Below are 26,144 nucleotides of genomic sequence, written 5' to 3'. Positions count from 1 at the left end.
CAGTTTCTAACTTTTTCCGGACACCCGCTGAAGCTTTGCCGCGCGACCTCGTGCCATAATGGGAGTTATGCAAACCCTTTTTGATGACTGCTTTGATTTCGCCAAGACCGATATTGCTTTAGGCCCCTTGGATGGCCGCTACCGCGCGCAGGTTAGTGCGCTCACCAATTACCTATCAGAACCGGCTTTGAACCGCTCCCGGTTATTAGTCGAGGTAGAGTGGCTAATTTTCTTGGCCGAGAACCGAGTATTGAAAGGGTTAAGCCCCTTTAGCGAGGACGAAAAACGCTATTTGCGCTCCCTGATCACTAATTTTGGCGAAGCTGAAGTGGCGGAGCTAAAAGAAATCGAAGCCGAAACTAAGCATGACGTGAAAGCAGTGGAATATTTCCTGCAGGCCCGGCTACGTGGCGCCTCGGAAGTCCTGGATAAAACTTCCCTGCCTAACTACCTGGCTGCGGTACATATTTTTTGTACCTCTGAGGATATTAATAACCTGGCCTACGGCATTGGGATTAAAGCCGCGGTGCAGCAGGTGTGGCTACCGCAGGCGCGCCAGCTAGTTGACCAGCTAACCGAGTTAGCTAACCAGGCCGCGACAGTTCCTATGCTGGCACATACTCATGGTCAACCCGCCACCCCGGTGACTTTAGGCAAAGAGATGGCAGTGTTTGCTTTCCGTTTGCGCCGCCAACTTTCCCGGATCGAAAAGACCGACTACCTAGGCAAGATCAACGGTGCTACCGGCACTTGGGCAGCACATAAAGTGGCAGTGCCCGGCGCTAACTGGCCGCAGCTATCTAAGTCGTTTGTGGAACATTTGGGTCTTGCTTGGAATCCGCTTACTACCCAGATTGAATCGCATGACTGGCAAAGTGAGCTTTATAGCGACTTGGCGCGTACCAACCGGATCCTGCATAACCTGGCCACCGATTGCTGGAGTTACATTTCGATGGGTTACTTCCACCAGAATCTGGCAGCGCAAGGTTCTACTGGGTCTTCCACTATGCCACATAAGGTGAATCCGATTCGTTTTGAAAATGCGGAGGCTAACCTAGAGATTTCCTGTGCACTGCTAGAAACTTTGGCGCAGACTTTAGTTACTTCGCGTCTGCAGCGTGATTTAACCGATTCTTCTACCCAACGCAATATTGGGGTAGCTGTCGGGCACTCGCTGCTCGCCCTATCCAATCTTCAGGGAGGTTTGCGGGGATTGGATGTGGCGAGCCAGGTAATGGCGCGTGACCTTGACCAGAACTGGGAAGTACTGGGCGAGGCAGTGCAACAGGTGATGCGGGTAGAGGGACTAGCCGGAACCCCGGGTATGGATAACCCATATGAAAGGCTGAAAGAGCTGACTCGGGATAGCAAAGTTGACGAGGCAACGATGAAAGACTTCCTGCTTTCCTTGGGGCTATCTGGGGACGCCGAGTCCCGATTGTTGGCGCTTACCCCCCAAACCTACTTCGGATATGCTGACGAACTCGCCACCGGGGAAGCATTAAAAAACTAATACTTACCGGGTGGTAAGTATTGCAAATAGGATTTCTTCGGGGACTTTCGCAATTTTTATCCCTGAAGGAGGTGCTCTTTAATATGGTCAGAGCAGTTTGTGTCTCATATCATCTAGATTAGATAATTATCAGCTGGCAATTTATTAACCAAGCGGTAAGATTAGAACTGGTACCAGATAAATGGAGCGTTCCCAACAACGGCTCCGCAGTAGATGAGGGATTTGATCATGAGGCTTAAGAACTTCGCCAAGACCCTAGTTTCCGGGGTTTGCGCAACGGCATTGATACCTGCCGGTCTCTTAGCAGTCGCGGCGGCCGGTAACCTGGCAGATGAATCGCCAGCCGGTAACCTAGCGGTATCTACCTCAGTTGCGAACACCCCCAAGTTTTTAGCCGGATGCATCGGCTCGGATCAGTTGGGCTATGAAAAGGTACGGATTAATAAACTCCCTGCCGGTAAAGATTGGTTTCTAACCGTTTCTGACTCTGATCAAAACCCCTTCCCCAGCCGCGACAGCTACACCAACCCCAACGGTGGCGGCTATATGTACAGTTTTGAACCTGGCGCTGAAGAAAGCTCGCGGTGGTTGGAAGGCTCGGTAGGGAACTCGGGTCTTGGACTGGCAGGCAGCTACCACTTTGACAGCTCGGTAAAGGATCTCCATCCCTGGGTGTTTGTCCAGCTAGAGGACGAGATCTACGGCGCTTTGAGAGTAAACACAGGCTGCGAATACGATTTCAGCACGGTTTTGGAAAACAATACTTTTGATAAGTACCTGGAAATCAAAAAGTTCCTAGTGAATCCGCAGGCTGTGAAGCAGGATTGGAATCCCCTATTAACCTTGCACCAGTTCCGCGCCCCGGAAGTGGCCGACTTGAAAGTACTGGATACTCGTCCCGCCCCGCAACCGGAAACTGACCCGGAAACTGAACCCAGCCATCCTGATGTTCCCGAAGTTCCGGATACCCCGGAAGCCCCGACAGTAGAACGCCCGGCACCTACTCTTGACCCTGCAGAAAAGAAAACGACCCCTCGAGCAGCAAATCCCAGCAGTTCGTCCGCAGCAGCATCTAAGGCTGCAACTAGTCAGCGACAGGCTGCCAACCCTGCTCCCGCGCAGCCTGCTCCGGTACGCACCATTATTCAGAATCGGGAAAACACTCGCACCGTGACGGTTCCCGGTCCGGTTCGTTACCGCGAAGCTCCCACCACTTCCTCTAATAACGCAAGTAATAATAATTCTTCTAATACCTCGGACAACTCCGTGAAACCGGCTCAGGAAGGGTCCGGTAATGCGCAGGAAAGCACTGGCAATGGGACCGCCAGTCAAGTTCAGGGTGTAGAAGAACCCAAGGCGGCGCCCTCGGCGCCCGCCGCGGCTAGAGCCGCCAATGCCAACCCCAGTGTGGTTGACCGCATGGGTGGGCTCGGTACCATTGCCGCGATTGCAGTTCTTGGGTTGATTGGCGCAGGTGGCGCCATAGCCCTGACCAGATCGTTGATGAACGGTTAAGTCCACTGGGAACTGGCCTTAACGGTTTCTAGATCGGTCAGGTACGGGACAGGAGATTCCCTCAATCTCCTGTCCCGTCTTGCTATCTCTAGGCTTTATTGACACTTGGCATTGCAAAGCTAGCATAAGAGATTAAACTTTAGGCTAGGTAGAACTATTAGAGAAGAGGATGTATCATGCGGTTTTTCCCAGCAAAACGACCCGGTAAGAAAGCCAATGACCGCACCATAGATATTTCAGTTACCGGGATGACTTGCCAAAAGTGCGTAGAACATATCACTGAAGCTCTGGAAAGTTTAGAAACCGTCAAACGGGTGTCCGTGTTGTTACGCAGTAACGAACCCAGCCAAGTCACTATCCTCACGGATTATGAAATCGAGGATCAGACTATCCGCGACACCATTAAAGAGGCCGGTTACGAAGTAGTAGCTATTAAGCGCGACAACTAATCGCTATCGCAAACCAGGAATTTAATCCGTCCTATTTAGCAGCTTTTTGCTTGCTGGATCGAGTTTTAAAATAGCTAACTACCATCGGTAGTACCGAGATGGCCACGATTGCAATCGCGATTATCTCTACGTTATTAGCTACTACTGGGATATCTCCTAGTAGTACCCCTGCCAGCATGAAAACTCCGATCCAGAGGGCGGCTCCCACCATGTTCCAGATCAGGAATAGGCGGTAATTTTGTTTACCGATGCCGGCAATGATGGGTACAAAAGTACGTACAAAGGGTACAAAACGCGCCAGTACTAGCGCCACCCCACCATAGCGGCGGAAAAAGTCCTCAGATTTGTGCATGTTTTCGATTGATAAATAGCGGGCATCATCTTTGAAAAGCCGCCGCCCGAACTTACGTCCTAACCAGTACCCCACCATATTTCCACAGATAGCGGCCACAAATAGTACTAGAAAAGTTAACCATTCTGGGACTCCCGGTATCCGGTTATGCAAGATACCGAGGGCAAAGATCATAGAGTCACCTGGTAGCACCGGAAATAACACCCCAGACTCGATGAAGACTATCAGGGCGACCGCAGCCACCATCCAGCCCCCAAGTTCTGCCAATAGTGTGTTAAGTAGAAGATTAGGGTCGGTTAGATAATCCAAAGCTCCTGCGGGTACTACAGACGCAAGCATTCGTCCTCCTGATGCTAATTCATGATCCTTTCTCATCCTAGATGAGCATGCCTAGAGACGGACAGGGCACCAGGCCGGCTGGGCGCAAGCTCACATCTAGGTATGCGCCTAGATTGCACATAGAATCAAGACATGAGTTTTTCGGGGGAGACGGCTAGTCCACTGTTAGATAAGCACCTCGCCGAAATTGTTGACGCGAAGAATTCCCGTTTGCGGCGCATTGACGACCTGGCTCGTGCCGGGATGTACCTAGCAGCCATATTTTTGATAGTGCTAATGGCTATCTACGCTCATGCCACGACCCAAGCAGTCGCCCAGGATCTGACCAAAGTATTCGTAAATACCACTTTGGCTCAGATTCTGCTCCTTCCGCTTTCAATGTTGCAAAACCTATTTATTTTGGCAGCTCCGATAGCTTTAATCTCCATGTTAGCGTTGCGCCGCCAATGGGTACGCACCTTTCAAGCTGCTTTCACTGCCGTCGTCGGGGGCATAGTAGCTTTAGGGGCTGCTACTTTAATCTCCGCATTGCCCTACGTATTTTCCAATGCTTTGAAAGTTTGGTCAGTCGAGGGATCAATAGTCGCAATCTCTATTCCCTTCACTTCGGTAGTGGCCATGATGACCATGGCCGGTGAACGCCGGCGCGACCAGTTAGTGCGGGTACTCTGGGCAATAACCTGGGCAATTTTACTCTTAGCGGTCTTACAGGGACGGATGACCTTACCTTCCGCGCTAATCACGGTATTTTTAGGAACTTTAACCGGTTGCCTAGGACGTTACCTCTGGGGGGTACGCAATTACCGGCCGACGGGACGGGCGCTGATTACTGCCCTGATACAAGTGGGAATCACTCCCCGGATGATTTTACGTCTCGATCCTCCTACGGAAGGTGATCTGCTTAGCGTAGAGGAGGTTACCTTCACTACCGAGAGCGGTTCTGTGGCACCAGTCGGGGAAATGGAAAGGAAAAACCTCGATGTAGATCCAGTTTTAGAACTAGCCACCTTTGCCGGTAGCGACCTAAAAGCTTTTACGGAAACAGTAAGACCCGGTGAAAGGGTTTATTGCGTTATTGCTGAGAACAATCGTCGCTATCGCATGATAGCTACCGATGGAGATTCCCGCCTCTCTACCTGGATCACTGGAATCTGGACCAATCTGCGGCTACGTTCTTTTTCAAAATCAACCGCTGCGACCGTGCGGCAAAATGGAGAATACACGGCGCTTATGGGAGCTATGACTACCCGGGCACAGCTTAAAACTCGTCCCTATCATGGTCTGGCTCACTATGGAAGCACCATGCTAAATATCTTCGAAGACGATGTTTCTTTACGTGCTGTTTCTAGCCTCTCTCCTTCTGATATCTCCGATGAACAATTACGTGCTGCCTGGTCCCAGCTAGTAAAAGCCCATCAAAATGGCCTGGCTCACCGTAATATTAATGCCGACAATCTATGTTTAGGAGCAGATGGATCCCTATACTTTCTTAACTGGTCCGATGGGGAAGTCGCCGCCTCCAAAATGTCGATATTAATTGACCAGGTTCAGTTACTGGTCTTAACTAGTCTTTACCTCGGAAAAGACCGGGCAGTTGCGGCCATGAGAGCAGTAGTTCCCGCTTCTCAAATCGAAGCGATGGTGCCAGTACTGCAAACCTTGGCGCTACCTTCCGCAACTAGACAAAAACTCCGTAAGAGCCCGCTGCTAGCGACGCTACGCCAGGAACTCTTCTCTCAAGCCAAGAGTGATCCCAGCCCAGTTCCGCGGGCTCAACTACGCCGCTTCTCCTACTCCTCTTTGCTATTCACTGCCCTGGGAGTTATGGCAGTACTGATTATTTTGGGTTCTTTAAACTTCAAAGAAATCTATGCCACGATTTCTACCGCTAACATCTGGTGGATTCTCATCGGGGCTTTCTTTGCCATAGCTATGAGTAGCGGCCAGGCGCTTTCTCTACAGGCAGTAACCCCCAACCGCTTAGGCTACGGCGAGCTATTCTTACTGCAATTGGCGGGTTCGGTGACCTCATTAGTAGTACCCGCAGGAGTGGGAGTGGGCGCCCTTAACCTGCGGTATTTAACTAAGAAGCAGATGACCGGCGCTCTCGCCCTCGCAACCGTTTCTCTAATGCAACTATTCCAATTTGTTATTACGGTAGCGCTACTAGCCGTCATGGTTATGTTTACCGGAACCTCCATGAACGTGCGTTTACCCTCCTCGACAGTATTGGCGACCGTCTTGTCGATAGTGGCACTACTGGTGGCGGCTATGGCGGTTCCGCAGGTACGTAAATGGATTTGGGCAAAAGTGCAACCCACTTTTCACCAAGTTTGGCCACGCCTAATTTGGATTACTTCCAGTCCCCGCAGAATGGCACTCACCACTGTGGGATGTTTAATGCAAACCGGTCTGCAGGTAGCAGCGTTCTATTGTGCCCTGGCAGCATTTGGTTACCATTTACCAATAGCTACTATTACGGTTACTTTCCTAGTATCAAACACTTTGGGCTCGCTGATTCCCACTCCGGGGGGACTCGGGCCGGTGGAAGCAGCCCTAACTGCTGGTTTGCAAGTAGCGGGGGTACCGGGCGCCATTGCCTTATCCGGAGCCTTGCTGTACCGGTTACTCACTTTTTGGATGCGCGCCCCCATTGGCTGGTTGGCGATGCACTACCTGCAGCGACGTGACGTGCTATAACTAACTAGCTAGCTTCACCTAATCTCCCTTAGGCTAGAAGTGAGGAAAGGTAATAAGTTTATGAGTGACTCCGTTAACCCGGCGCCGATAAAGAAGAAACCAGCAGCCATAGTGATACTGACGCTGCTGGCGATCTCGGTACTAGTGTTAGTTTTTTCCATTGCCTACTATCTGGGATCGGACAAATCTACTGCTAGTAGCAGCACCGATACTCCTGTAGCCAGTCAAAGCGATCGCGGCGCCGATTCGAGTGAGCGCCAAAGCGATCAGCTCCCGCAAGGAGTTACCGCGGTAACCGAAGAACAGGGAAAAAAGGCAATTAAATCTTTTTATCGGAATGATGAAGCGGATCCGCGGGCAATCGGAGACCCCAAAGCCCCGGTAACTATGGTTCAGTTCTCTGATTTTTCCTGTCCCATGTGTTACCAGTATGAATCAGCGGTTTTCCCAAAGCTAAAACCCTATATTGATAATGGGACTTTGCGTATCGAGTTCAATAACCTGTCAATTTTTGCGTCGCAATACCATTCTGACCTAGGAGCGGCCGGCTCGATCGCGGCATCTAAACAAGGAAAGTTTTGGGAGTACCTGCTTAACGCCACCAAACTAGCTGCTCAGGATGGTAATGGTCACATTAGTTGGAATAAAGAGCTAGTTACCCAAGTAGCCCAAGCTAGCGGCGTTAGTGACTTGGCACGTTTTAACCAAGATTTTGCGGCTACCGAAACTGCCGCCACTATTGAAAATGAAAGTTCGCATGCACATGCAGTCGGACTTAGTGGCACTCCCGCATTTTTCATAAACAACTATGTAATTACTGGCGCTCTCCCTGCCGACAGCTTTATTCAAACCATTGAAATAGCAGCTAAAACAGCTAAGACTCGCTAATGTCTATTAACTTTACTATCGCCTACCTAGGGGGATTAGTTACCTTCCTAGCTCCCTGTGGTGCTTTTTTACTACCGGCCTTTTTCGCTTGCGCTTTCGAGGATCGCTCGCGACTACTGCAGCGAATTTTAATATTCCTAGGCGGGCTGGTGATCGCCTTAGTACCCTTAGGTTTTGCCGCCGGAGGGCTGGGGGGCTGGTTGCTTTCCCACTCCCATATGCTGACCCTAATAGTCGGGGTGGTAATCACTCTTTTAGGTATCACCCAAGTTCTTGCGCTTCCGTTACCTAAACTGCCGTTACCTCGAGCTTTGGGAGGTGCGACTCGACCTAGCGTCATTGGTATTTTTCTTTTTGGTATTTCTTATGGGTTAGCTGGATCCGGTTGTACCGGTCCGATCTTGGGTGCGGTGCTTTCAGCCGCTACCTTAACGGGTTCCAGTTTACGCGGCGCCGCGCTGATGTTTTGGTACGCCCTGGGAATGTTCACCCCGGTTGCTTTACTTTCTCTAATCTGGGGTTCCTTAACTGCCCGCCAGCAGCGCCTATTCCACCCGCGTCCGCTAAAGTTTTTAGGGCGGCAAACTACGTGGGGTTCTTTGATATCGGGATTAGTGTTCACGGTCGTGGGCGTGCTGTTAATAATTACGGGGGGTACTAACTTAGGCTCCCTACTTACCCCTGCCCAACAAGTGGCTTTGGAAACCCGGATTACCAGTGCAGCTAGTGTACTTCCGGATTTACTTTTGCCTTTACTTTTAGTGTTATTGGTAGTGTTTTTAGGAACCTTGATCTGGTATCTACGTGCTCGAAAACGTCAGTCCCCTGAGGACAACGCGCCGAAATCAACTCTCCAGTAAAGCCGTTTTACTCCACTTTTGCGCTTTTTATGGCTTCGGCTTTGGTCACCTGGGTTCTTCATGCGAAAATAGCAATTAATCTAGTAAAGGAGACGTAAATGAGCGCGCAAAAGCATGGAACCCATCTCGATCTTTGGCAGGATTCCTACGCCGCGCGAGCTCATAACCTTCGCGAATCTGAAATTCGGGCCTTATTTTCAGTGGTATCCCGTCCCGAAGTAGTATCCCTAGCGGGCGGAATGCCCAATATTCATGACCTTCCGCTCGCAAAATTAGCTAATAGTGCCCAGCAATTGGTGCTCGAGCATGGCGAGCAGGCAATGCAATATGGAGGGGGTCAAGGTTGGGCACCTTTACGCGAATCTATTACCGAAGTCATGGCGGCCGAAGGCATCCATGCCAACCCGGATAACGTGGTGGTAACCACCGGATCCCAGCAGGCATTAGACCTGGTAACACAGCTTTTTATTGAGCCAGGAGACGTAATATTAGCGGAATCGCCCTCTTACGTAGGAGCCTTAGGTGTCTTTAAGGCCTACCAAGCTGATGTCCGTCATATTCCCCTAGATGACGAAGGTTTGATTCCCGAAGAGTTTGCCCGCACCGTAGAGCAGATTCGGGCGGAAGGAAAACGGATTAAATACCTTTACACCATCCCCAATTTCCATAATCCTGCTGGGGTTTCCATGTCTCTTTCTCGGCGCAAAGAGTTAGTTAATCTGTGCCGCAAATATGGGGTTCTGGTTCTAGAGGATAACCCTTATGGCCTGCTCGGCTTTGAAGGACAGACCTTAACTCCCTTAGTAGAACTAGCACCTGATCTGGTAGTTTACTTAGGTTCTTTTTCTAAGATATTCGCGCCGGGCTTCAGGATTGGCTGGGCCTACGCACCGCCAGCGGTACGAGACAAACTAGTGGTGGCTTCGGAATCAGCCATTTTATCGCCCTCTATGGTCGGGCAGATGGCGATTCATGCCTACCTGCGGGATTATGATTGGCGCGGACAGATTGATTCCTACCGGCAAATGTACCGAGGTCGTCGCGATACCATGCTAACTGCTTTACATGATTATCTACCTGAATGCAGCTGGACGGTGCCCGATGGTGGCTTCTATACTTGGCTAACTCTCCCGGAAGGTCTAGATTCCAAAGCTATGCTAAATAGAGCAGTCAGTGAGCTGGTTGCCTATACTCCAGGAACCGCTTTTTATGCCTCTGACCAGGGACATCAAAATATTAGACTCTCATTCTGTTATCCCACCCCAGATGAGATTCGTGAAGGGGTACGCCGTTTAGCGAAGGTGGTGCATCGGGAAATGGAACTGGTTAAGTTATTTGCTTCCCAGCAGAAAGGTAAGAGCAATGAATAGTGACGCTGCCTTAAAAATTGCGATTATTACCGGGGGACAGCTACATGAACGGGAGGTTTCTTTACGTTCTGCGAATCGAGTAGCGACCCAGTTACGCAGATTTGGTCATGAACTCAAAAGTTTAGAACTTGACCGGGATTTACTTAATTCTTTAAGAGATTTTGAACCCGACGTGGTGTGGCCGATTATTCACGGCCGCGAGGGCGAGGATGGCTCCCTACAAGATTTATTAGAGTTGAGCGGATTGCCATATGTAGGTTCCGGTCCTAAGGGCTGCCGGATTTCTCTTTCTAAACCGGTTGCCAAATCAGTGGTGGAAAAAAATTGCTTGCCTACTCCGCAGTCAGTTGCACTTCCCCAGATTCTATTTCGCCAGGTAGGGGCAGATACCCTACTCAAGGAAGTCTCTAGGCATTTGGGATATCCGTTGATGGTGAAACCTTCTCGCGGCGGATCAGCAATGGGGATTACCTACGTTGAGGACGAGGGTGCCTTGCGAACCGCGATGGTAAACGCTTTTGCATATGATGATGAAGTACTGATTGAACGGTTCATCAAGGGTCGTGAAATTTCGGTATCGATTGTGGAAGAACAGGGAACGGCGCGGGCGCTTCCGCCGGTGGAAATCCGTACCGATGTGGGTAGGTACGATTTTGACGCGCGTTATCTAACCGGACGTACCGAATTTTTTGCTCCGGCACCTTTAGCGTCCGAGCTTGATAAATCAGTTAGAACCCTAGCTTTAGAATGTCATCGCGTTTTAGAATTAGAAGATTTTTCACGCATCGATCTCATCGTTGATGGTGACGGTACTCCCTGGTTTATAGATGCAAATGTGGTTCCGGGAATGACAGATACTTCTTTGTGGCCACTAGCAGCTGAGGCTGATACCGGCTTCGGAAAATTAATCGAGATCATCACTCTCCAAGCCGCTGGTAGGGGACAACGCAGCTAGACAAATTAGGAGGGATGCTAGTTGGTACCTTTTAAGGCTACTGCCTAGCTTGTTCTAGTAAGCTGGTCAGACGTTCCAAATCAGCTTCATCAGCATACTCAATGACCAACTTGCTAATTTTTTTTCCGGGCTTAAGTGATACTCGGGTATCAAGAATTTCTGTCCACCGTTCCTGAGTAGCCGTCTGAGTCGGTGAAAGCTGAATTTCGCGCCTTGGCCCATTCTTACGAGTACGAACAGGTGCTCCCCGAACATTTCCCAGCGCCACAATTTCTTCGGTAGAGCGTACCGATAGTCCCTCAGCTATAATGCGCTCCGCCAAGTATTCCTGATCTTGCGGATCACTAACCGCCAGCAAAGCTCGCGCATGCCCCGCCGAAAGCACTCCCGCAGCGACCTTTGGTTGTACGCTGGCGGGCAGGCGTAATAATCGCAAGGCGTTGGTAATGGCGGGACGAGACTTCGCAACCCGCCTAGATAGCTCCTGTTGAGTACACCCAAAATCTTCCATCAATTGCTGGTAGGCGGCAGCTTCCTCTAAAGGATTTAGCTGTACCCGATGCAGGTTTTCAATTAGCGCATCCAACAACATTTTATTGTCGCTAGTTTCGCGAACAATAGCTGGAACCTGCGGTACCTTCGCTAGTTGGCAAGCCCGCAGACGCCGTTCTCCCATTATAAGTTCGTACGCGTTTTTATCAGTCGGATCTGTGCGTACTACGATCGGCTGGAGTAAGCCGACTTCTTTTATCGAGGCAGCGAGCTCAGCAATTTCGTCCTCATCAAAGGTTTGTCGCGGCTGTGACCGGTTCGGATGTACCTTAGCAACCTCAATTAATTCTAGTTTTGCACCTGGCACTGGCACCAGTGATGTTTCACGTGAAACATCATCCGCTGCAGGTTTTTGTTTCGCATCAGATTTGAGATTTTTCTTCGTCAATCCAGACGTGCTAGTTTTTCGATTTACTTTTTTACTAGAAACACTCGATGTTTCACGTGAAACATTTTTTCGGGGTTCCAATAAATCTTTTGCCGAACCACCCTTAGGGGAATGTCCGTGTCCTCCAAAAAAAATATCTGCCGGTCGGGTATTAGCATCTTTCGCAATTTCATTTGTTCTAGTTTCAACCGGCTCGGTAGGGATCAGTGCCGACAGTCCTCTCCCTAAATGACTTTTTCGCGTCATTACGATTTCACCTCACGACTAACTAACTCATATGCAGCATCCAAATAACATTTTGCACCTTTAGAAGCCGGTTGGTAAGTCAAAATTGACTCTTCATGAGAGGGCGCTTCCGCCAAGGCAATGTTACGAGGAATAATAGTTTGCATCACGATGTCACCATAATAAGCTTTTACCTCTTCTAATACTCCTTTGCTGAGCAAGGTATTAGTCGTAACCATCGTGGGTAAAATGGCAGTGAAACGCAGAGTGGGATTAAGCCGAATAACCAACATATCTATGGTTTTCGTCAATTGCGTGAGCCCTTCCAAAGCAAGATATTCCGCCTGCAAGGGTACCAATACTTCCTTTGCAGCCACGAGGGCATTAACCGTCATAATTCCCAACGAAGGGGGTGAATCAATAAAGATGTAATCAAATTGCTCACCGCTAGAAAGTAACTCACCCAGGGCTTCAGCTAGAATTTGTTGAAAATTCGTTCGCTCATTAAGTTCCAGTTCAATCCCGGCCATATTCATAGAGGCCGGTACCACCCACAAATTCGGTAGTTGCTCATTCTGTAACAAGGCTTCCCGCAAGGGAATTCCCTGCGTCATCACCTCATAGAGAGAATTCTGATCTTCCTCTAGATGCCGAAATCCCAGCGAAGAAGAAGCATTACCTTGCTGGTCAGCATCAATTACCAGTACTTTAAGGCCCCCTAAAGCCAGAGCCGCTGCGATATTTACGACGGTGGTGGTTTTACCGACCCCACCTTTTTGATTAGCTACTGCAATTACCCGGGTACTTTGCGGATGCGGTAAAGCGCCCAACTGAAGCTTAGAGCTACCGCGTTCCCTTCTGGAAAACTCTTCATCGGTATCTGCTTGTTCCACCATAGCGGCATCAGCTAAACGATGCTTGCTCATTATGCCTCCAAAAATGCAAAAAATAGGTAGCCACTAGGGGCGTTTGGTTGCCATAATAATCCGAGTAATCGAATCGTCCATTAGAGAAGGAACTTCTTCTATGTGTGCGTTATCAAGCTTAGCTGCCCGCAACTCCGCCTCAGCCGCCGACAATTCTAAAGGAGCACGCTCACCCTTAATTGCTAGCATCCGTCCTCGAGGAGCCACCAACTTCCCGGAGATCCGGATCAGCTTTTTTAAATTCGCCACTGCCCGCGAGGTAACCGCGGAAAATTTCTGCTCGGAAGGGAGATCCTGACTGCGAGATCGTAAAATCTCCACATTATCCAATCCTAACTCTTGTTTTACTTCCTCTAGCCACACTACCCGCCTAGCCAAAGGTTCAATCAAGAAGAATTTAAGATCAGGTCGCATAATTGCCAAAACAATCCCTGGAAGTCCAGCTCCAGAGCCTACATCGGCAATGGTTACGTCACGGCCCAACGGTAAAAACTTTTCTGCCGACGCACAATTTAAGATGTGTCGCGGCCAGATCCGCGGTAATTCCCGCGGACCGATCAGGCCCCGCAGTTCCCCCTGCTCCGCCAACATCTGGGCATAAGCCTGCATCTTTCCATAGGAGGACCCAAAAAACGCCTCCACCTCAGCTCCGGGTTGAGCTACTTCAAGGTGCAGTTCTGGTTGCATAGCCACAATCTATTAGTACCAATCAGACAAAATCCACGAGATATTGTCGACATCGCGAGAACTATTCTTCTTCTGCTTCCGGACCAGAAGCATCCGGATAAATAACCACTGCCCGGTTGGGAGCCTGCCCCTGCGAACCCGAATACACGCCTTCTTCGGCGGCCACGTCGTGACAAACCTTGCGCTCAAACGGATTCATCGGCTCCAACCGCACCGGCTCACCCGTGGTTTTAGCCTTGGTGATGGCCTCTTCCGCAATAGAGCGTAACTCTTGTTTACGTTCTTGCCGATAACCGGCAATATCCAACATCAACCGAGAATGTTCTCCCGTTTTTTGAGAAACTGCCAGGCGAGTTAAATCCTGTAAGGACTCTAAAACTTCGCCCTCTTTGCCCACTAGACGTTGCAGATCATTTAGATCTTGCGCATCAGCCACAATATCGACACTGGCGCGATCATGTTCTACATCAATTTCGAGATCTCCACCTAGATCCGCAATATCGAGCAGCTCTTCTAAATAATCAGCGGCGATATCGCCCTCTTCTTCCAATGCGGCAACTCGTTCCGCAGATGCTTCTTCACTCATGGCACCTATTCCTCTCTTAGCTATCTGCAATGATCCTATCGGTTCTTACCCCGATTTTTATTCGCATTATTCTTCCTGCGTGCCTGCCGGCGTTTCGCTTTTTCTTGCTCACTTAGCTGGCCGGCTTGCCGACGCCGTTTAGCTTGGGCATCACGCTGAGCCCGAGTTAACCTCTTCGGTTGCGCCTGGGCATTACGGGTACTTGGTTTGATGGCAGCTTGCTGCTCTTCAGCTTTCTTCTGTAGTGCTGCCATCATCCGCGATTGTTTTAGGGGCTTCTTTGGTTTTTCTTCTAGCTCGAGATCTTGAGCTTTCTTATGCAGCCGATCCTGGGTTTCCTTGTGGAGCGCCACTCCTTCACGCAGTTGCTCTCCATTTTCTAATCCTGAGAAGGGATCCTCGTCGCCCTTGCGATTGGCTTTAACCTCAAGACGCATTCCTTTAGCTACGTCGTCGCCACTTAGCCCCATTTCGGAAAGCTTCTGATTGTACTCCGCTAGCGTTTCCTCTTTAAACTTGTCATATTTTTCCTGGTGACGTCGCATTTGGGCATCGTGCGCGGGAGAACCAGGGGTGGGCAGATAGTGCATTACGAACAGCTGTTGAATAAAGCTGACCACCATGGTCACTACTAAATAAACCAACACCCCAATCTGCACAATGAAACCAAACCAGGCGGTCATCAGGGGCATTACGTAGACCATCATCTTCATCATCCGCATTTGCTGCGGATTGGAGGCATTCATATTTCGCCGCATATTGATGAACTGTTGGAAGAACATCAATCCGGCATAGAGTACTACCGCCACAATGATCAGAATTTTTGTGGTCGTGGGATTAGAAGCACTGTTGTTGAAAGTGTCCGATAGATAAACTCCGAAAACTGTGGATTTATCCATTTCCGAAGCTAACTGGGAATCAAAACCGCCAATATGGGCTCCCGGATTCTTAGCGATTAACGGCATTTGCCACAGCACCCGATACAGGGCCGCCAAAATCGGCAATTGAATCAGCAAGGGGAAACATGAGGCCATGGGATTAACGCCGTACTCTTTGTACAAGGCCATAGTTTCTTGGCTCATCTGCTGCTTAGAGACCTGGTCATTGCGACCTTTATATTTTTCTTGGATCTTTTTGATCTGCGGTTGGATCGCGCTCATGCCCCGCGTCGACTTAATCTGCTTAATAAACAGCGGAATAATAAGCAGCCGCACAAAGATGGTCAACACCACGATGGATAGTACCCAGGTAACCCCGGGACCTTCCGGTAACCCCAGAACCGTTAAGCCTTTATGAATCCCTACCAGTACCCAGGCGGTGACCCATTTGAAAGGGTATAAAACCGTGTCATACCATCCGCCGGAAGTGGGTTGATTAGCTGCTGCCGCTAACAGCTGCGTACTTAGCATCATCAATATGCTCCTTTACTTATTATCCCCTAGTAGACATGGTGGCGTTATCTATCTTTGCCCAATGTGCTTGGAGTTCACTTAAAGTCATCTGGTGATAGGGCGCGCTCTTCCAGTTACCTTTTTCTGGTGGATAATCCACCCCACCATCGGAAAAAGGATTACAACGCACCAGTCTCCAAGCCGAAAGGAGGCTCCCTTTCAGGGCACCGTGCGTTTTTAAGGCTGTAAGCGCGTAGGTGCTACAAGTGGGATAGTACTTGCAGCGAGCCGGGAACAGGGGAGAGATATAGCGCCGATAAAGGCGAACTAAAAAAACTAAACTCGCCTGCCCCAGATTTTTGCTCACTTTTTCCCTTTCGCCTGCGCCCGAGCCAAAGCTTGATCCAAAGCTGCCCCTAGTTGCGGGTAGGAAGCATTTTTAGCTTTCCCGAGGGCGCGCACCACCGTGATACTACCGCTACCAAACTTCTGTATCCGCCCAGCACTTAGAGCACGCAATTGCCGCTTGATGCGATTTCTATCTACTGCCCGCGGTAGGTTTCTTTTTGGTACAACGAAACCGACCAGCGGCTCCGCAGTGCCTAACTGGTCGGGTAGGTGGTGCACCACCATTAGTTGGTTTCCAGCGCTATTGCCACGCCGAAAAACTTGGGAAAAATCGGCTGATTTCTTCAGGCGATTGGCCTGGGGCAACATGTTTTAGGCCGAAAGATCCTTGCGCCCCTTACGCCGGCGATTAGCGATAATAGCGCGGCCTGCGCGGGTACGCATTCTTGCCCGGAATCCGTGTTTCTTGGCTCGGCGACGGTTATTCGGCTGAAAAGTCCGCTTTGTCACTTTAGTTCTCCTGAATGTTATGCACTCACCGGATAAGACTCCGGCATCTTAGTTTCATTTAGCCTAGATTAGACAACATATGCAAGCCTACGCATAGCGCTTTGCCAGGTCAAATAGTTATTGAGTGGTTATGAACACTATTTTTTTCTCAATAGATTCTAAGCTGTGGAACTTAGAAAAACTACAAAGCTGTAAGATGTTAATTTTTTATTTTTAAAAATTTCAATTTCTCTAGTTTTTGCACGCGGGAAGGGATTCGGAGTTAAAACTACAACCACGTAAGTTATCCACAATCTTTTCCCCAGATTGGGGATAACCTGTTTTTATCCTAGAATCATTACTATCCCCATCGTGGGGGTGGCCTGTCACATTGATGTTTAGAAATTTTGGAGAAACTGATGTCAAGTTCGCTACAGTCAGTCTGGCAAGACGCGATCCGACAGTTAAAACAAAATCCACAGGTAGGTCAAGCCGATCTGGCCTTCGTAAGAATGTCAAAACCCTTAACTACCTACGAAAACACCATTATTATTGCCACTCCCAATAACTATTCGAAGTCAATTATTGAAACCCGCTTAGCTCCTTTTTTACGAGAATCACTATCGGTTGCTACCTCTCGCGACGTAATTTTGGCGGTCTCGGTAGATCCTTCCCTGGATACTGGACAAAGCATTAATCCTTCCGAGCAACAAACGGTTGCTCCTCTTCCCCAAAAGACTGAAACTACCGTCGCTAAATCTACTCCCGCTTCCTCGGTAAAAAAACCTTTTGAAAGTCGTCTAAACTCGAAATATACTTTTGAGTCCTTCGTAATTGGCGCTTCTAATCGCTTCGCTCATGCCGCTGCGATCGCGGTAGCGGAGGCTCCGGCCAAAGCCTACAATCCCCTGTTTGTTTACGGTGGTTCCGGGCTGGGTAAAACTCATTTACTCCACGCCATCGGTAACTATGCACTTAACCTTTATCCCCATATCAAGGTGCGTTATGTAAACTCTGAGGAATTCACTAACGACTTCATCAATTCCGTCTCCGAAGGCAGCGCCCACGAATTCCAAAGGCGCTATCGCAATATCGATATTTTGATGATTGACGATATTCAGTTCCTGCAGGGAAAAGAACAAACTATTGAGGAGTTTTTCCATACTTTTAACTCCTTACATAATGACAACAAGCAGGTAGTTATTACTTCCGATGTTCCTCCCAAAAAATTAGAAGGATTCGAGGAGCGACTACGTTCTCGTTTTGAGTGGGGTCTTTTAACCGATGTGCAGCCTCCTGATTTAGAAACTCGCATCGCTATTTTGCGTAACAAAATTCGTCAGGAAAAAGTGGAAGCTCCCTCGGAAGTCTTGGCCTATATCGCCTCGCGTTTTACTATCAATATCCGCGAACTAGAGGGCGCCCTCCTTAGGGTTACTGCTTTCGCTTCCCTTACTAAACAACCCTTGACGCTACAGCTAGCAGAAATGGTGCTTAAAGATATTGTTTCTGATCCCAATGATCAAGAAATCACCCCTGCTCTGATTAAGGCACAAACAGCTGGATATTTTGAAACCACCGTTAACGATTTATGCTCTCCTTCGCGTTCACGTTCTCTAACCGAGGCGCGCCAGATCGCCATGTACTTATGCCGGGAACTTACCGAGCTATCATTACCGCAGATCGGTAAGGAATTCGGAGGACGCGACCACACTACGGTAATGCACGCCAATAAGAAGATCACCCAACTTATGAAGTCCAAACCCCAAATTTTTGATCACGTTAATGAATTAACCAACCAAATTCGCCAAGCCGCCCGCCACTCAAAGTGATTTAGTCAATAGATTTACTCAACCACCCCATTACCTAAGGAAACTTTTGAGTGATTTTTTACCTTTATTTTTAAATACATCTACCAGCAAAACTACAAAAATGTAGTTCTCATGACTACAGGTTAGAGCTGGTTTCTCCACACCTGTGAATAACCCTGTGTATATCTGGGGATCGTGACTACAAAATTGTTCATAAACCGGGAATAACTTGCTAGATATTTCTCTGTCCCCAAAACCATCCCCAGAAATCTAACTACCAATTCACAAGTTCAAAACCTTTATATGCTGCATCTTTAGATAATAATCCCGAGAATTCTAGGTAGTGATGACTGCTAGAAAAATAAAAAATAAAAATTTTTAAATAATTCACCATGGCCGGGAAGCAACCTCAAATAAAAGTTGCTATTACCTATGAAATTTGAGTAGCGCAACCCTTTTACTAAGCTAACCTGTACTTATGACCGAAAAGCACTCATCGCGTGGCAACAAAGCCGGAGAGCAGAAGTTTTCCTCTCGAGCTGAGCGCCGCAAACATGAAAAAGAGCAACTCCAGGCACGGGCACAAGCAGGGGATCAACGTATTTTCGCGCCTATAAACCCGGATCAATATCGGCACCCTACTAAACCAGGTGCCAGTGCTGCCCGTAAAGTGCCAAGTATCCCGCAGAGTGCTGGAAAGCCCCGTTCCACTTCCGCAAAAAATGCAAAATCTCCGGTAAAGTCTCCTCAGACTAAAAATAGGGTTAAAAGTCAGGCGGCTGTCAAAGGAATAAACAATAAAAAGACTAAGCCAGCTACCAGCAATAAAACTTCAAGACAAAAGCACCCTAAGGTTAAAAACAATCCCGTTCGCAGCAGAGTTGGTCTGTGGGTAAAGAGAATCCTGGGCCTAGTAACCGGGCTAATTTTGGTGGCGATTATTGCCGGATGTATTACCTTTTTGATTGCCTACTATCGCCTGGAAGTACCCGAGGCTCAAAAATTTGCTAATGCCCAGGTCACCACCGTCTACTGGGGAGATAGTAATAAGATGATGGGAAAGTTTGCGGAACGCAACCGTACCATCGTAGATACTAAGTCTTTTGAAAAAACCTATATTCGTGATGCCGTAGTAGCCAGCGAAGACCGCACTTTCTATGAAAATAGTGGGATTGATATTAAAGGTATTGCCCGCGCCCTCTGGAATAACGTGCGAGGACGGCCCACCCAGGGAGCTTCTACCCTCACCCAACAATATGTAGAGAACTATTACACCGGGAAAAATACGGGATATACCGGAAAATTTAAAGAGACCATATTGGCATTGAAGATAAATAGGCAGGTACCTAAAGAAAAAATTCTTAATGATTACCTGAATACCATCTATTTTGGTAGGGGTGCCTACGGGATAGAGGCAGCAGCTAATGCCTATTTTGGTAAAAGTGCTAAAGATCTGAATCTATCAGAATCAGCGCTACTTGCCGGGATTATTCCCGCCCCTAATGCTTGGGATCCGCTAGTTAGTCCGGAAAAAGCCCAGCAACGTTGGCAGCGGGTATTAAATCTCATGGCTACTGACCATATGATCAAAAAGAGCGACAAGGACGCCGCTGTATTCCCGCAAGTGCAGGAAAAGAAACAAGAAGGTAGCTATTTTAAGGGAACTACCGGGTATCTTTTGCAGCATGTAAGACAGGAATTGGTAAAACAAATCGGCTATAACGAAGATGAGATTGATCGGGCGGGGATCAAAATTTATACCACTATTGATCCCGAGAAACAGAAAATGTTGGAGGAGGCAATAAATACCCTCCCGGAACAAAAACCCGCAGGATTAAGAGTGGCCGCAACCTCTATAGATACCGCTACTGGGGCGGTAATAGCCGAATATGGGGGAGAAGATTATCAAAAAGTTCAGCGGAATGCGGCAACTCAGGATGTAGCTCAAGCCGGGTCAACCTTTAAACCATTTGCGCTGTTAGCTGCCTTAGAACATGGGCACAAATTATCTGAGCGTATCAATGGTTCGGGACCAATGAAAGTAGAGGATGCCTGGGTAGGTAACTACGGAGGCGCCTCCTATGGGGAAGTAGACCTTTTGAAGGCTACTAAATATTCGATTAACACTGCCTATGTCCGGTTAAATAGCGAAATCGGAATGGACACTACCCGGCAGGTGGCGATTGCCGCTGGTTATTCCAAGGACACTGTGGGTTTGGATAAAAACTCGATTTTGGGAGTGTTGGGAACTAGTTCTCCCCATAATATAGAGATTGCAGAGGCCTATACTACTTTCGCTACCGGGGGGATCCGACGAACAGCTCATATTATTGAAAAAGTTACTGATTCGTCAGGCAATATTCTTTACGAAGCTGATACTGCTGGTAATAGGCAGTTTGAGGAAGAAAATATTTCCGAGTTAACCAAGGCCCTCGCGGCAGTAACTGAAAGTGGGGGGACCGGCGATACCGCCGGAAGGCTAGGTAGGCCCGTAGCAGCGAAAACTGGATCTTCAAATGATAACCGCTCCGCCCAGTTCGTAGGTTATGTACCGCAGATGGTCACCGCAGTGTCCATGTATCAGGTAGGGAAAAATGGAGCAGAAGAATCGATTACCCCCTTCGGTGGGGTGAGAGAAGTAACCGGTAGTACTTGGCCAGCAAAGTTATGGTTGGCTTATATGAAGAAGGCAGTAAAAGATTTGGCGCCGGAACCCTTATTTTCCGCCGAAAACAGTAAATATCAGGTGAAACCGAGCGAAAAGAATACGCCCTATAAAACTGCGGAAGTCCCTTCAGCTCCCCCTCCAGAAACCGTAGGTAACCCGCTTACAGTTCCAAGTACTTCTCGGAGTGCAAGTTCCCCTCCGCCGGTTTCACCGTCTCCTTCCCAGCCGGTTCCTAGCCCGTAGGGTAGCGGGGTGCTGGGAATAATCGTAAAGTCACCATAAACGGTTAATTTCACCGCTGGTGGCTTAAAACGAGCGTTTCCTAACAATGTTAGATAACGGCTAGAAATAGCACTTCGAACTAAGTTATCCTGTAGTGCGACCTTCGGGTCGTATGCATAAGCCCTCCTGCCACGGAAGGACCGTGGCCGTTAGACCAAAGGAGGTGGGTTGAGATGCGTAAATATGAGATGATGGTGATCCTGAATCCCGAAATCGATGAGCGCACCGTAGCCCCGGCATTAGAGAAACTACTAAACGTGATTTCTGCTAATGGGGGAAGCGTAGACGCGACCGATATTTGGGGCAAACGTCGCCTCGCATATCCGATTGAAAAATACTCTGAAGGGATCTATGCGGTTATTGAAATGACCACTACCCCGCAGATTGCTGAAGAGCTAACCCGGCAGCTGTCGCTAAACGAATCAGTTTTGCGTACCAAGTTGTTGCGGCGCGATTAAGGTCGCGGAGAGGAAAAAAGATGGCTGGAGAAACCCAGATAACGGTTATTGGGAATCTGACTGCAGATCCCGAGCTGCGCTACACCGCGCAATCGGTACCAGTGGCTTCGTTTACCGTGGCCTCCACTCCCAGAACCTATAATCGCGCATCTGGACAGTGGGAAGATGGCACTGCCATGTTCTTGCGCTGTTCTGCGTGGCGGGAAATGGCCGAAAATATCGCTGAATCTTTAACCAAAGGGATGCGAGTGATTGTTCACGGTCGCTTGCAGCAACGCAATTGGGAACGGGATGGACAGAATCGTTCCTCAATAGAGATTCAAGTCGATGAAATTGGTCCTTCCTTGCGTTATGCGCAAGCCCAGGTTACCCGGATTCCGCGCTCAGGTGGAGGCGGATTCAATCAGGGTGGACAGGGCGGATTTGGCGCAGGCGCTCCAGCCGGCAATTTCAATCAAGGTGGCGGATTCAATCAGGGCGCTGCCCAGAACCTGGGAACAGGTTCTATGGCGACGGCGCAACCAGCTGCGGATGATAATCCCTGGGCTGCTCCTGCCACCAGCGATGACGACGGCGACAACGAGCCGCCGTTCTAAAGTTTCAGGATAAGACCTTAGGGTCACACCATTAAGGAGAAAATATGGCGAAGAAAGTTCTTCGCGCGAAGCCAATAAAGAAAAAGGCTAATCCGCTACGTAATATGCCGGTTGAAAAAATCGACTATAAAGACACCCCGTTCTTGCGGAAGTTTATTTCCGATCGCGGAAAGATTCGTTCGCGCCGGGTTACCGGAGTTAGCGTACAGCAACAGCGCGCCATCGCTAAAGCAGTTAAGAATGCCCGGGAAATGGCGTTGCTTCCCTACACAAGTTCTGGTCGCTGATAGGAGGGTCTAGTCATGGCAACAGCCAAAATTATTTTGAATATGGATGTACCGGGGCTGGGATCTTCCGGTGACGTAGTAACCGTAGCTCGCGGATATGCTCGCAACTACCTGGTACCGCGGAAAATGGCGCACCCTTGGACTAAGGGCGCCCAAAAGCAGATCGACGAAATGATTCGGGCGCGCCGGCGCCGGGAAATCTCTAACGTAGAGGACGCCCGGGCAGTACGGGATGCGATTGAAGCCCACAATACTGTGGTAATTTCTAAGCGAGCTGGGCATTCCGGCCGGCTCTTCGGAGCAGTCTCCACCCAGGACGTGGTGGATGCGGTGAAAGAACAGATTGGGCAAACCATTGACCGGCGCAAAGTTATTATTGAAAAGCCGATCAAAGCGGTTGGAAAATATCAGATTCAAATCAATTTGCATGATGATGTTAGCGCCAAACTGTTTGTAAACGTTGAGGGCGGCAAGTAGGTAAATTCCTACTAGGCAGCGCTTAGCTAATAAGAAGTCGGGTGGGCGAGGTATTAATCTCGCCCACCCGACTTCTTATTTTTATCGGCTATTAAACTAGATAGCTGCCAGCAGTAAAGGCAATTATTTAATAGCTGCTAGAGCCAAGCGTCGGTGCGGATGCGCAGCCAAAGTGAGAGGGCTCTCCCACCGATGAAAACCACCCCGTAGATAGCCCATAGTCCGGCTAAAGCTATGGCTCCTGTCGGTAGCAAGTTAGCTAGTAAAACTGCTGGTAGATAGGCAATAAATACTATTGCCATCGCTTTTGCCAGGTATTTAGTATCATCAGCACCGATCAAGTAACCATCGTAAATGTAAGTTAAGGCGGCAACCGGTTGCATAACACCCACCACGATGATGGCGGGGACAATAACTGCTAATACCTGGGGATCGCTGGTAAAAAGATGCGGCGATAACCCAGAGGTGGCCGCAAATACCAGACCAATCAAGGTGCCAGATACTAGCGCCCAACGGTTTAATTGGGCGATTAAAACCCGGATTTTTTGCTGGTCGCCCTCACCAAGGGCATTGGCAAGAAGCGCCTGAGCGGCGATCGCTAAAGCATCTAAGCCGAATGCTGCGAGGGTCCATAGGGTTTTTAGAATCTGATAGCCCGCCAACGTTACTGCCCCTAGGCGAGCCGCCTGCCAAGTGGTGACTACGATGGCAGCCTGCAAGAAGAGTGAGCGGAGAACTAACGGTAATCCGTGCAGCCCGGAACGGAAAATTAGTTTTAGATCAGGGCGCGGCGATACTCCCTCGGCGCGCAGTTTCTTAATCACCACTATCCACAGCCAAATAGCCATAAAGAACTGACAAATGGCGGTGCCCGCGCCGGCGCCTGCTACCCCGAAAGAGCAGCCGAAAATTAAGAAGGCAGATACCGGTACGTTAAGGATTGCTGCGCTGGTGGTAACCAGGAGGGGAGTGCGGGTATCTAATAGTCCCCGCAATACCCCGTTAGCAGCTAAAACGGATAACATGGCGATGAGTCCGGGAGCCGATACCGTCAAATAGCTCCGTGCCAAACTCGCTACTTGCGGCTCAGCTTCGAAAAAGCCAATGACTTGGGGGGAGAAAACTATCAACACTACCGCCAGTGTCGCCCCGACAAGCGCTCCTAACCACATTCCCTGAATACCTAGGCGAAGACCTTCCGCGCGTTTACCAGCCCCCATGGCTCTGCCCGTCACCGCAGTAGTGGTGTAGGCGAGGAATACGCAGATTCCCACAACCAGGGTAAGTACGGTGGAACCGATAGCTAACCCCGCTAAATCAGGGGTTCCTACGTGCCCAACCAGGATGGAGTCAGCCATGGTTAAAAGCGGTTCGGCGATTAGGGATCCGAGAGCGGGCAAAGCCAGAGCCAAAATCTTGCGGTTTAGGCTAGTTTTTTTAGGCTTTTCCACGAATCTTCCCCTATTTTCTATACACAATCTGTGAATAACTCTGTTAGTAGTTTCCCAGTTTGTAACTGGTTTATAAACTTGGCGTTACTCGCTACCCACATTTTCCGTTATATTTCCACAGGTTATTAACACCGTCTGCACGAAATTTAGCGAGTTTTCCACAGGGGTTTTCGGGGTCTGTCGCCAAAATATGGCACAATCGAAGAGTTTGAAATTGTTTCTAGGAGGTTGTGATGGCAGATTTTGATCGGACACCTCCACAAGATATTGCCGCTGAACAATCCGTATTGGGAGCGATGATGCTCTCCAAAGATGCGATTGCGGATGTCACTATGACGATCAGGGGAGAAGATTACTATCGGCCGGTGCATCAGACCATCCACGAAGTGGTTTTGGATCTATTTGGGCGCGGTGAACCGGTAGATGCGGTGACCGTAGCCGGCCAATTAAAACGCCGCGGTGACTTGGAAAGAATTGGGGGCGCCCCCTATTTACACCAACTAATCTCCGGAGTTCCTACTGCCGCAAACGCGGGATATTATGCCCGAATCGTGCGCGAGCGGGCGCAGCTGCGTTCCCTGGTGCAAGCGGGTACTCGGGTGGTGCAACTGGGTTACGCTGATGATGGCGGCGACGTAGATGAACTTATCAACCAGGCGCAAAGTGAAATCTATGCAGTCAGTGAACGTGGCGATAGCGAAGACTACCGGCCCATCACCGAATTTTTAGATGAAACCGTAACCGAACTGCAAGAACTGCAAAAAAATGGAGGAATGTCTTCCGGAGTTCCTACCGGTTTTTATCAGTTAGATAACCTCACCCATGGCCTACACCCCGGTCAATTGGTGATTGTGGCCGCTCGCCCGGCAATGGGTAAATCTACCTTGGCGCTGGATTTTTGTAGAAACGCGGCTATCCATCACGAACTTACTTCCGTTATTTTTAGTCTAGAAATGGACGGAACCGAGATTTCGCGGCGCATGATTTCCGCAGAATCCGGGGTGTCTATGTCTCGGCTCAGCGCGGGAGATTTAGAGGATGCGGATTGGACAAAAATAGCGCAGGTATTGTCCCGCTGTTCCCAGGCTCCGCTGTATATCGATGATTCTCCGAATATGACTATGCCGGAGATACGTTCAAAATGCCGACGGCTCAAGCAGCAATATGATTTGAAATTGGTAGTGGTGGACTACCTCCAGTTGATGAGTTCCGGTAAGCGGGTAGAGTCGCGGCAACAGGAAGTGGCGGAATTTTCTCGTTCTTTAAAATTGCTAGCTAAAGAATTAGAAATCCCGGTGGTGGCAGTCGCCCAGCTAAACCGCGGTCCCGAACAACGAATTGAACATAAGCCAATGCTTGCTGACCTGCGAGAATCTGGTTCGTTGGAACAGGATGCGGATGTGGTAATGCTGCTGAACCGCCCGGAAGTTTATGATCAGGAAGATCGTCCCGGGGAGGCAGATGTGATTGTGGCTAAACACCGCAACGGTCCCACCGCAACCATTCCTCTTACTTTCCTTGGGCGTTTGTCTAAGTTCGGTAATCCCGCCCGTGAGTAAGTTTCTGCTAGCGTCGCCTGTT

25 protein-coding genes are annotated in these 26,144 nt (G+C 49.3%); 15 read left to right on the top strand and 10 right to left on the bottom strand.

Annotation, left to right across the window (positions count from 1 at the left end):
• Window positions 1-67: 67 nt before the first annotated feature.
• The 3 genes from purB (at window position 68) to F605_RS0103505 (ending at window position 3,477) form a co-directional block, all read left to right on the top strand.
• On the top strand, window positions 68-1,513 hold the full coding sequence (purB, locus tag F605_RS09700; protein WP_022864531.1) for an adenylosuccinate lyase: 1,446 nt from the start codon (window positions 68-70) through the stop codon (window positions 1,511-1,513).
• Between the two features lie 228 nt (window positions 1,514-1,741).
• Window positions 1,742-3,028, top strand: a complete 1,287-nt coding sequence (locus F605_RS0103510; RefSeq protein ID WP_022864530.1) for a hypothetical protein — start codon at window positions 1,742-1,744, stop codon at window positions 3,026-3,028.
• A 176-nt stretch (window positions 3,029-3,204) separates the two neighbouring features.
• Window positions 3,205-3,477, top strand: a complete 273-nt coding sequence (locus F605_RS0103505) for a heavy-metal-associated domain-containing protein (protein ID WP_022864529.1) — start codon at window positions 3,205-3,207, stop codon at window positions 3,475-3,477.
• A gap of 31 nt (window positions 3,478-3,508) precedes the next feature.
• Here the strand turns inward: F605_RS0103505 and F605_RS09695 are convergent, their stop codons facing one another.
• Window positions 3,509-4,168: a DedA family protein gene (locus tag F605_RS09695; RefSeq protein ID WP_022864528.1), complete on the bottom strand. Its 660-nt coding sequence runs from the start codon at window positions 4,166-4,168 to the stop codon at window positions 3,509-3,511.
• Between the two features lie 132 nt (window positions 4,169-4,300).
• Between F605_RS09695 and F605_RS0103495 the strand changes: the two genes are divergently transcribed.
• From F605_RS0103495 to F605_RS09685, 5 genes are all read left to right on the top strand, one after another.
• A complete protein-coding gene (locus F605_RS0103495) occupies window positions 4,301-6,868 on the top strand; it encodes a lysylphosphatidylglycerol synthase transmembrane domain-containing protein (protein ID WP_022864527.1) in 2,568 nt (855 codons plus the stop codon).
• Between the two features lie 60 nt (window positions 6,869-6,928).
• Complete coding sequence (locus F605_RS0103490) at window positions 6,929-7,756, top strand: DsbA family protein (RefSeq protein WP_022864526.1); 828 nt, start codon at window positions 6,929-6,931, stop codon at window positions 7,754-7,756.
• On the top strand, window positions 7,756-8,616 hold the full coding sequence (locus tag F605_RS09690; protein ID WP_022864525.1) for a cytochrome c biogenesis CcdA family protein: 861 nt from the start codon (window positions 7,756-7,758) through the stop codon (window positions 8,614-8,616). Before F605_RS0103490 ends, F605_RS09690 begins: the two co-directional genes overlap by 1 nt.
• Window positions 8,617-8,714: 98 nt before the next feature.
• Window positions 8,715-9,986, top strand: a complete 1,272-nt coding sequence (locus F605_RS0103480) for an aminotransferase-like domain-containing protein (protein WP_022864524.1) — start codon at window positions 8,715-8,717, stop codon at window positions 9,984-9,986.
• Entirely contained in the window at window positions 9,979-10,941 is a 963-nt protein-coding gene (locus tag F605_RS09685) for a D-alanine--D-alanine ligase family protein (RefSeq protein WP_040765056.1), read from the top strand. The genes F605_RS0103480 and F605_RS09685 overlap by 8 nt, the downstream gene beginning before the upstream one ends.
• Window positions 10,942-10,978: 37 nt before the next feature.
• On the opposite strand, the gene F605_RS0103470 is transcribed toward F605_RS09685, so the two are convergent.
• The 8 genes from F605_RS0103470 to rpmH form a co-directional block, all read right to left on the bottom strand.
• On the bottom strand, window positions 10,979-12,127 hold the full coding sequence (locus F605_RS0103470) for a ParB/RepB/Spo0J family partition protein (protein WP_022864523.1): 1,149 nt from the start codon (window positions 12,125-12,127) through the stop codon (window positions 10,979-10,981).
• Window positions 12,127-13,032: a ParA family protein gene (locus F605_RS0103465; RefSeq protein ID WP_022864522.1), complete on the bottom strand. Its 906-nt coding sequence runs from the start codon at window positions 13,030-13,032 to the stop codon at window positions 12,127-12,129. Before F605_RS0103465 ends, F605_RS0103470 begins: the two co-directional genes overlap by 1 nt.
• 33 nt (window positions 13,033-13,065) lie before the next feature.
• Complete coding sequence (gene rsmG / locus F605_RS0103460; protein ID WP_022864521.1) at window positions 13,066-13,719, bottom strand: 16S rRNA (guanine(527)-N(7))-methyltransferase RsmG; 654 nt, start codon at window positions 13,717-13,719, stop codon at window positions 13,066-13,068.
• 61 nt (window positions 13,720-13,780) lie between these two features.
• Entirely contained in the window at window positions 13,781-14,305 is a 525-nt protein-coding gene (locus F605_RS0103455; protein ID WP_022864520.1) for a Jag family protein, read from the bottom strand.
• Window positions 14,306-14,340: 35 nt separating this feature from the next.
• The gene (yidC, locus tag F605_RS10965) at window positions 14,341-15,717 is read right to left on the bottom strand and encodes a membrane protein insertase YidC (protein WP_022864519.1); all 1,377 of its coding nucleotides are present in this window, start codon (window positions 15,715-15,717) and stop codon (window positions 14,341-14,343) included.
• A gap of 19 nt (window positions 15,718-15,736) precedes the next feature.
• A complete protein-coding gene (gene yidD, locus F605_RS09675; RefSeq protein WP_022864518.1) occupies window positions 15,737-16,063 on the bottom strand; it encodes a membrane protein insertion efficiency factor YidD in 327 nt (108 codons plus the stop codon).
• Window positions 16,060-16,413, bottom strand: coding sequence for a ribonuclease P protein component (rnpA, locus tag F605_RS0103440; protein ID WP_022864517.1), 354 nt, complete (start codon window positions 16,411-16,413; stop codon window positions 16,060-16,062). The genes yidD and rnpA overlap by 4 nt, the downstream gene beginning before the upstream one ends.
• A 3-nt stretch (window positions 16,414-16,416) precedes the next feature.
• The gene (gene rpmH, locus F605_RS11275; protein WP_081639105.1) at window positions 16,417-16,554 is read right to left on the bottom strand and encodes a 50S ribosomal protein L34; all 138 of its coding nucleotides are present in this window, start codon (window positions 16,552-16,554) and stop codon (window positions 16,417-16,419) included.
• 398 nt (window positions 16,555-16,952) lie between these two features.
• Here rpmH and dnaA point away from each other — a divergent pair, with 398 nt between their 5' ends.
• The 6 genes from dnaA (at window position 16,953) to rplI (ending at window position 23,112) form a co-directional block, all read left to right on the top strand.
• Window positions 16,953-18,365 (top strand): chromosomal replication initiator protein DnaA, encoded by a 1,413-nt coding sequence (dnaA, locus tag F605_RS09670; RefSeq protein WP_022864516.1) that lies wholly within the window; start codon window positions 16,953-16,955, stop codon window positions 18,363-18,365.
• Between the two features lie 457 nt (window positions 18,366-18,822).
• The gene (locus tag F605_RS09665) at window positions 18,823-21,255 is read left to right on the top strand and encodes a transglycosylase domain-containing protein (RefSeq protein WP_022864514.1); all 2,433 of its coding nucleotides are present in this window, start codon (window positions 18,823-18,825) and stop codon (window positions 21,253-21,255) included.
• A 212-nt stretch (window positions 21,256-21,467) separates the two neighbouring features.
• On the top strand, window positions 21,468-21,752 hold the full coding sequence (gene rpsF / locus F605_RS0103420; protein ID WP_022864513.1) for a 30S ribosomal protein S6: 285 nt from the start codon (window positions 21,468-21,470) through the stop codon (window positions 21,750-21,752).
• A 20-nt stretch (window positions 21,753-21,772) separates the two neighbouring features.
• Complete coding sequence (locus F605_RS0103415; protein ID WP_022864512.1) at window positions 21,773-22,348, top strand: single-stranded DNA-binding protein; 576 nt, start codon at window positions 21,773-21,775, stop codon at window positions 22,346-22,348.
• A gap of 44 nt (window positions 22,349-22,392) precedes the next feature.
• On the top strand, window positions 22,393-22,635 hold the full coding sequence (gene rpsR / locus F605_RS0103410; RefSeq protein ID WP_022864511.1) for a 30S ribosomal protein S18: 243 nt from the start codon (window positions 22,393-22,395) through the stop codon (window positions 22,633-22,635).
• A 15-nt stretch (window positions 22,636-22,650) separates the two neighbouring features.
• The gene (rplI, locus tag F605_RS0103405; RefSeq protein WP_022864510.1) at window positions 22,651-23,112 is read left to right on the top strand and encodes a 50S ribosomal protein L9; all 462 of its coding nucleotides are present in this window, start codon (window positions 22,651-22,653) and stop codon (window positions 23,110-23,112) included.
• 137 nt (window positions 23,113-23,249) lie between these two features.
• Here the strand turns inward: rplI and F605_RS0103400 are convergent, their stop codons facing one another.
• Entirely contained in the window at window positions 23,250-24,563 is a 1,314-nt protein-coding gene (locus F605_RS0103400) for an MATE family efflux transporter (RefSeq protein WP_022864509.1), read from the bottom strand.
• Between the two features lie 233 nt (window positions 24,564-24,796).
• Here F605_RS0103400 and dnaB point away from each other — a divergent pair, with 233 nt between their 5' ends.
• On the top strand, window positions 24,797-26,122 hold the full coding sequence (gene dnaB, locus F605_RS0103395; RefSeq protein WP_022864508.1) for a replicative DNA helicase: 1,326 nt from the start codon (window positions 24,797-24,799) through the stop codon (window positions 26,120-26,122).
• Window positions 26,123-26,144 lie beyond the last annotated feature (22 nt).

This window comes from Varibaculum cambriense DSM 15806 (genome assembly GCF_000420065.1).
GTDB lineage: Bacteria > Actinomycetota > Actinomycetes > Actinomycetales > Actinomycetaceae > Varibaculum > Varibaculum cambriense.
The sequence above is the reverse complement of the archived record's forward strand: the minus strand, read 5'-3'. Positions and strand labels throughout refer to the sequence as shown.

What these genes read in the sequence shown, in the direction of transcription:
- F605_RS0103480 (WP_022864524.1), top strand. Translation starts at nt 8,715, where the DNA reads ATGAGCGCGCAAAAGCATGGAACCCATCTCGATCTTTGGCAGGATTCC.
- F605_RS09665 (WP_022864514.1), top strand. Translation starts at nt 18,823, where the DNA reads ATGACCGAAAAGCACTCATCGCGTGGCAACAAAGCCGGAGAGCAGAAG.
- F605_RS09695 (WP_022864528.1), bottom strand. Translation starts at nt 4,168, where the DNA reads ATGCTTGCGTCTGTAGTACCCGCAGGAGCTTTGGATTATCTAACCGAC.
- F605_RS0103490 (WP_022864526.1), top strand. Translation starts at nt 6,929, where the DNA reads ATGAGTGACTCCGTTAACCCGGCGCCGATAAAGAAGAAACCAGCAGCC.
- F605_RS0103505 (WP_022864529.1), top strand. Translation starts at nt 3,205, where the DNA reads ATGCGGTTTTTCCCAGCAAAACGACCCGGTAAGAAAGCCAATGACCGC.
- rplI (WP_022864510.1), top strand. Translation starts at nt 22,651, where the DNA reads ATGGCAACAGCCAAAATTATTTTGAATATGGATGTACCGGGGCTGGGA.
- F605_RS0103470 (WP_022864523.1), bottom strand. Translation starts at nt 12,127, where the DNA reads ATGACGCGAAAAAGTCATTTAGGGAGAGGACTGTCGGCACTGATCCCT.
- rpsF (WP_022864513.1), top strand. Translation starts at nt 21,468, where the DNA reads ATGCGTAAATATGAGATGATGGTGATCCTGAATCCCGAAATCGATGAG.
- F605_RS09685 (WP_040765056.1), top strand. Translation starts at nt 9,979, where the DNA reads ATGAATAGTGACGCTGCCTTAAAAATTGCGATTATTACCGGGGGACAG.
- dnaB (WP_022864508.1), top strand. Translation starts at nt 24,797, where the DNA reads ATGGCAGATTTTGATCGGACACCTCCACAAGATATTGCCGCTGAACAA.
- F605_RS0103415 (WP_022864512.1), top strand. Translation starts at nt 21,773, where the DNA reads ATGGCTGGAGAAACCCAGATAACGGTTATTGGGAATCTGACTGCAGAT.
- F605_RS0103495 (WP_022864527.1), top strand. Translation starts at nt 4,301, where the DNA reads ATGAGTTTTTCGGGGGAGACGGCTAGTCCACTGTTAGATAAGCACCTC.
- dnaA (WP_022864516.1), top strand. Translation starts at nt 16,953, where the DNA reads ATGTCAAGTTCGCTACAGTCAGTCTGGCAAGACGCGATCCGACAGTTA.
- yidC (WP_022864519.1), bottom strand. Translation starts at nt 15,717, where the DNA reads ATGATGCTAAGTACGCAGCTGTTAGCGGCAGCAGCTAATCAACCCACT.
- rnpA (WP_022864517.1), bottom strand. Translation starts at nt 16,413, where the DNA reads ATGTTGCCCCAGGCCAATCGCCTGAAGAAATCAGCCGATTTTTCCCAA.
- rpsR (WP_022864511.1), top strand. Translation starts at nt 22,393, where the DNA reads ATGGCGAAGAAAGTTCTTCGCGCGAAGCCAATAAAGAAAAAGGCTAAT.
- F605_RS0103510 (WP_022864530.1), top strand. Translation starts at nt 1,742, where the DNA reads ATGAGGCTTAAGAACTTCGCCAAGACCCTAGTTTCCGGGGTTTGCGCA.
- F605_RS0103455 (WP_022864520.1), bottom strand. Translation starts at nt 14,305, where the DNA reads ATGAGTGAAGAAGCATCTGCGGAACGAGTTGCCGCATTGGAAGAAGAG.
- F605_RS09690 (WP_022864525.1), top strand. Translation starts at nt 7,756, where the DNA reads ATGTCTATTAACTTTACTATCGCCTACCTAGGGGGATTAGTTACCTTC.
- rsmG (WP_022864521.1), bottom strand. Translation starts at nt 13,719, where the DNA reads ATGCAACCAGAACTGCACCTTGAAGTAGCTCAACCCGGAGCTGAGGTG.
- purB (WP_022864531.1), top strand. Translation starts at nt 68, where the DNA reads ATGCAAACCCTTTTTGATGACTGCTTTGATTTCGCCAAGACCGATATT.
- F605_RS0103465 (WP_022864522.1), bottom strand. Translation starts at nt 13,032, where the DNA reads ATGAGCAAGCATCGTTTAGCTGATGCCGCTATGGTGGAACAAGCAGAT.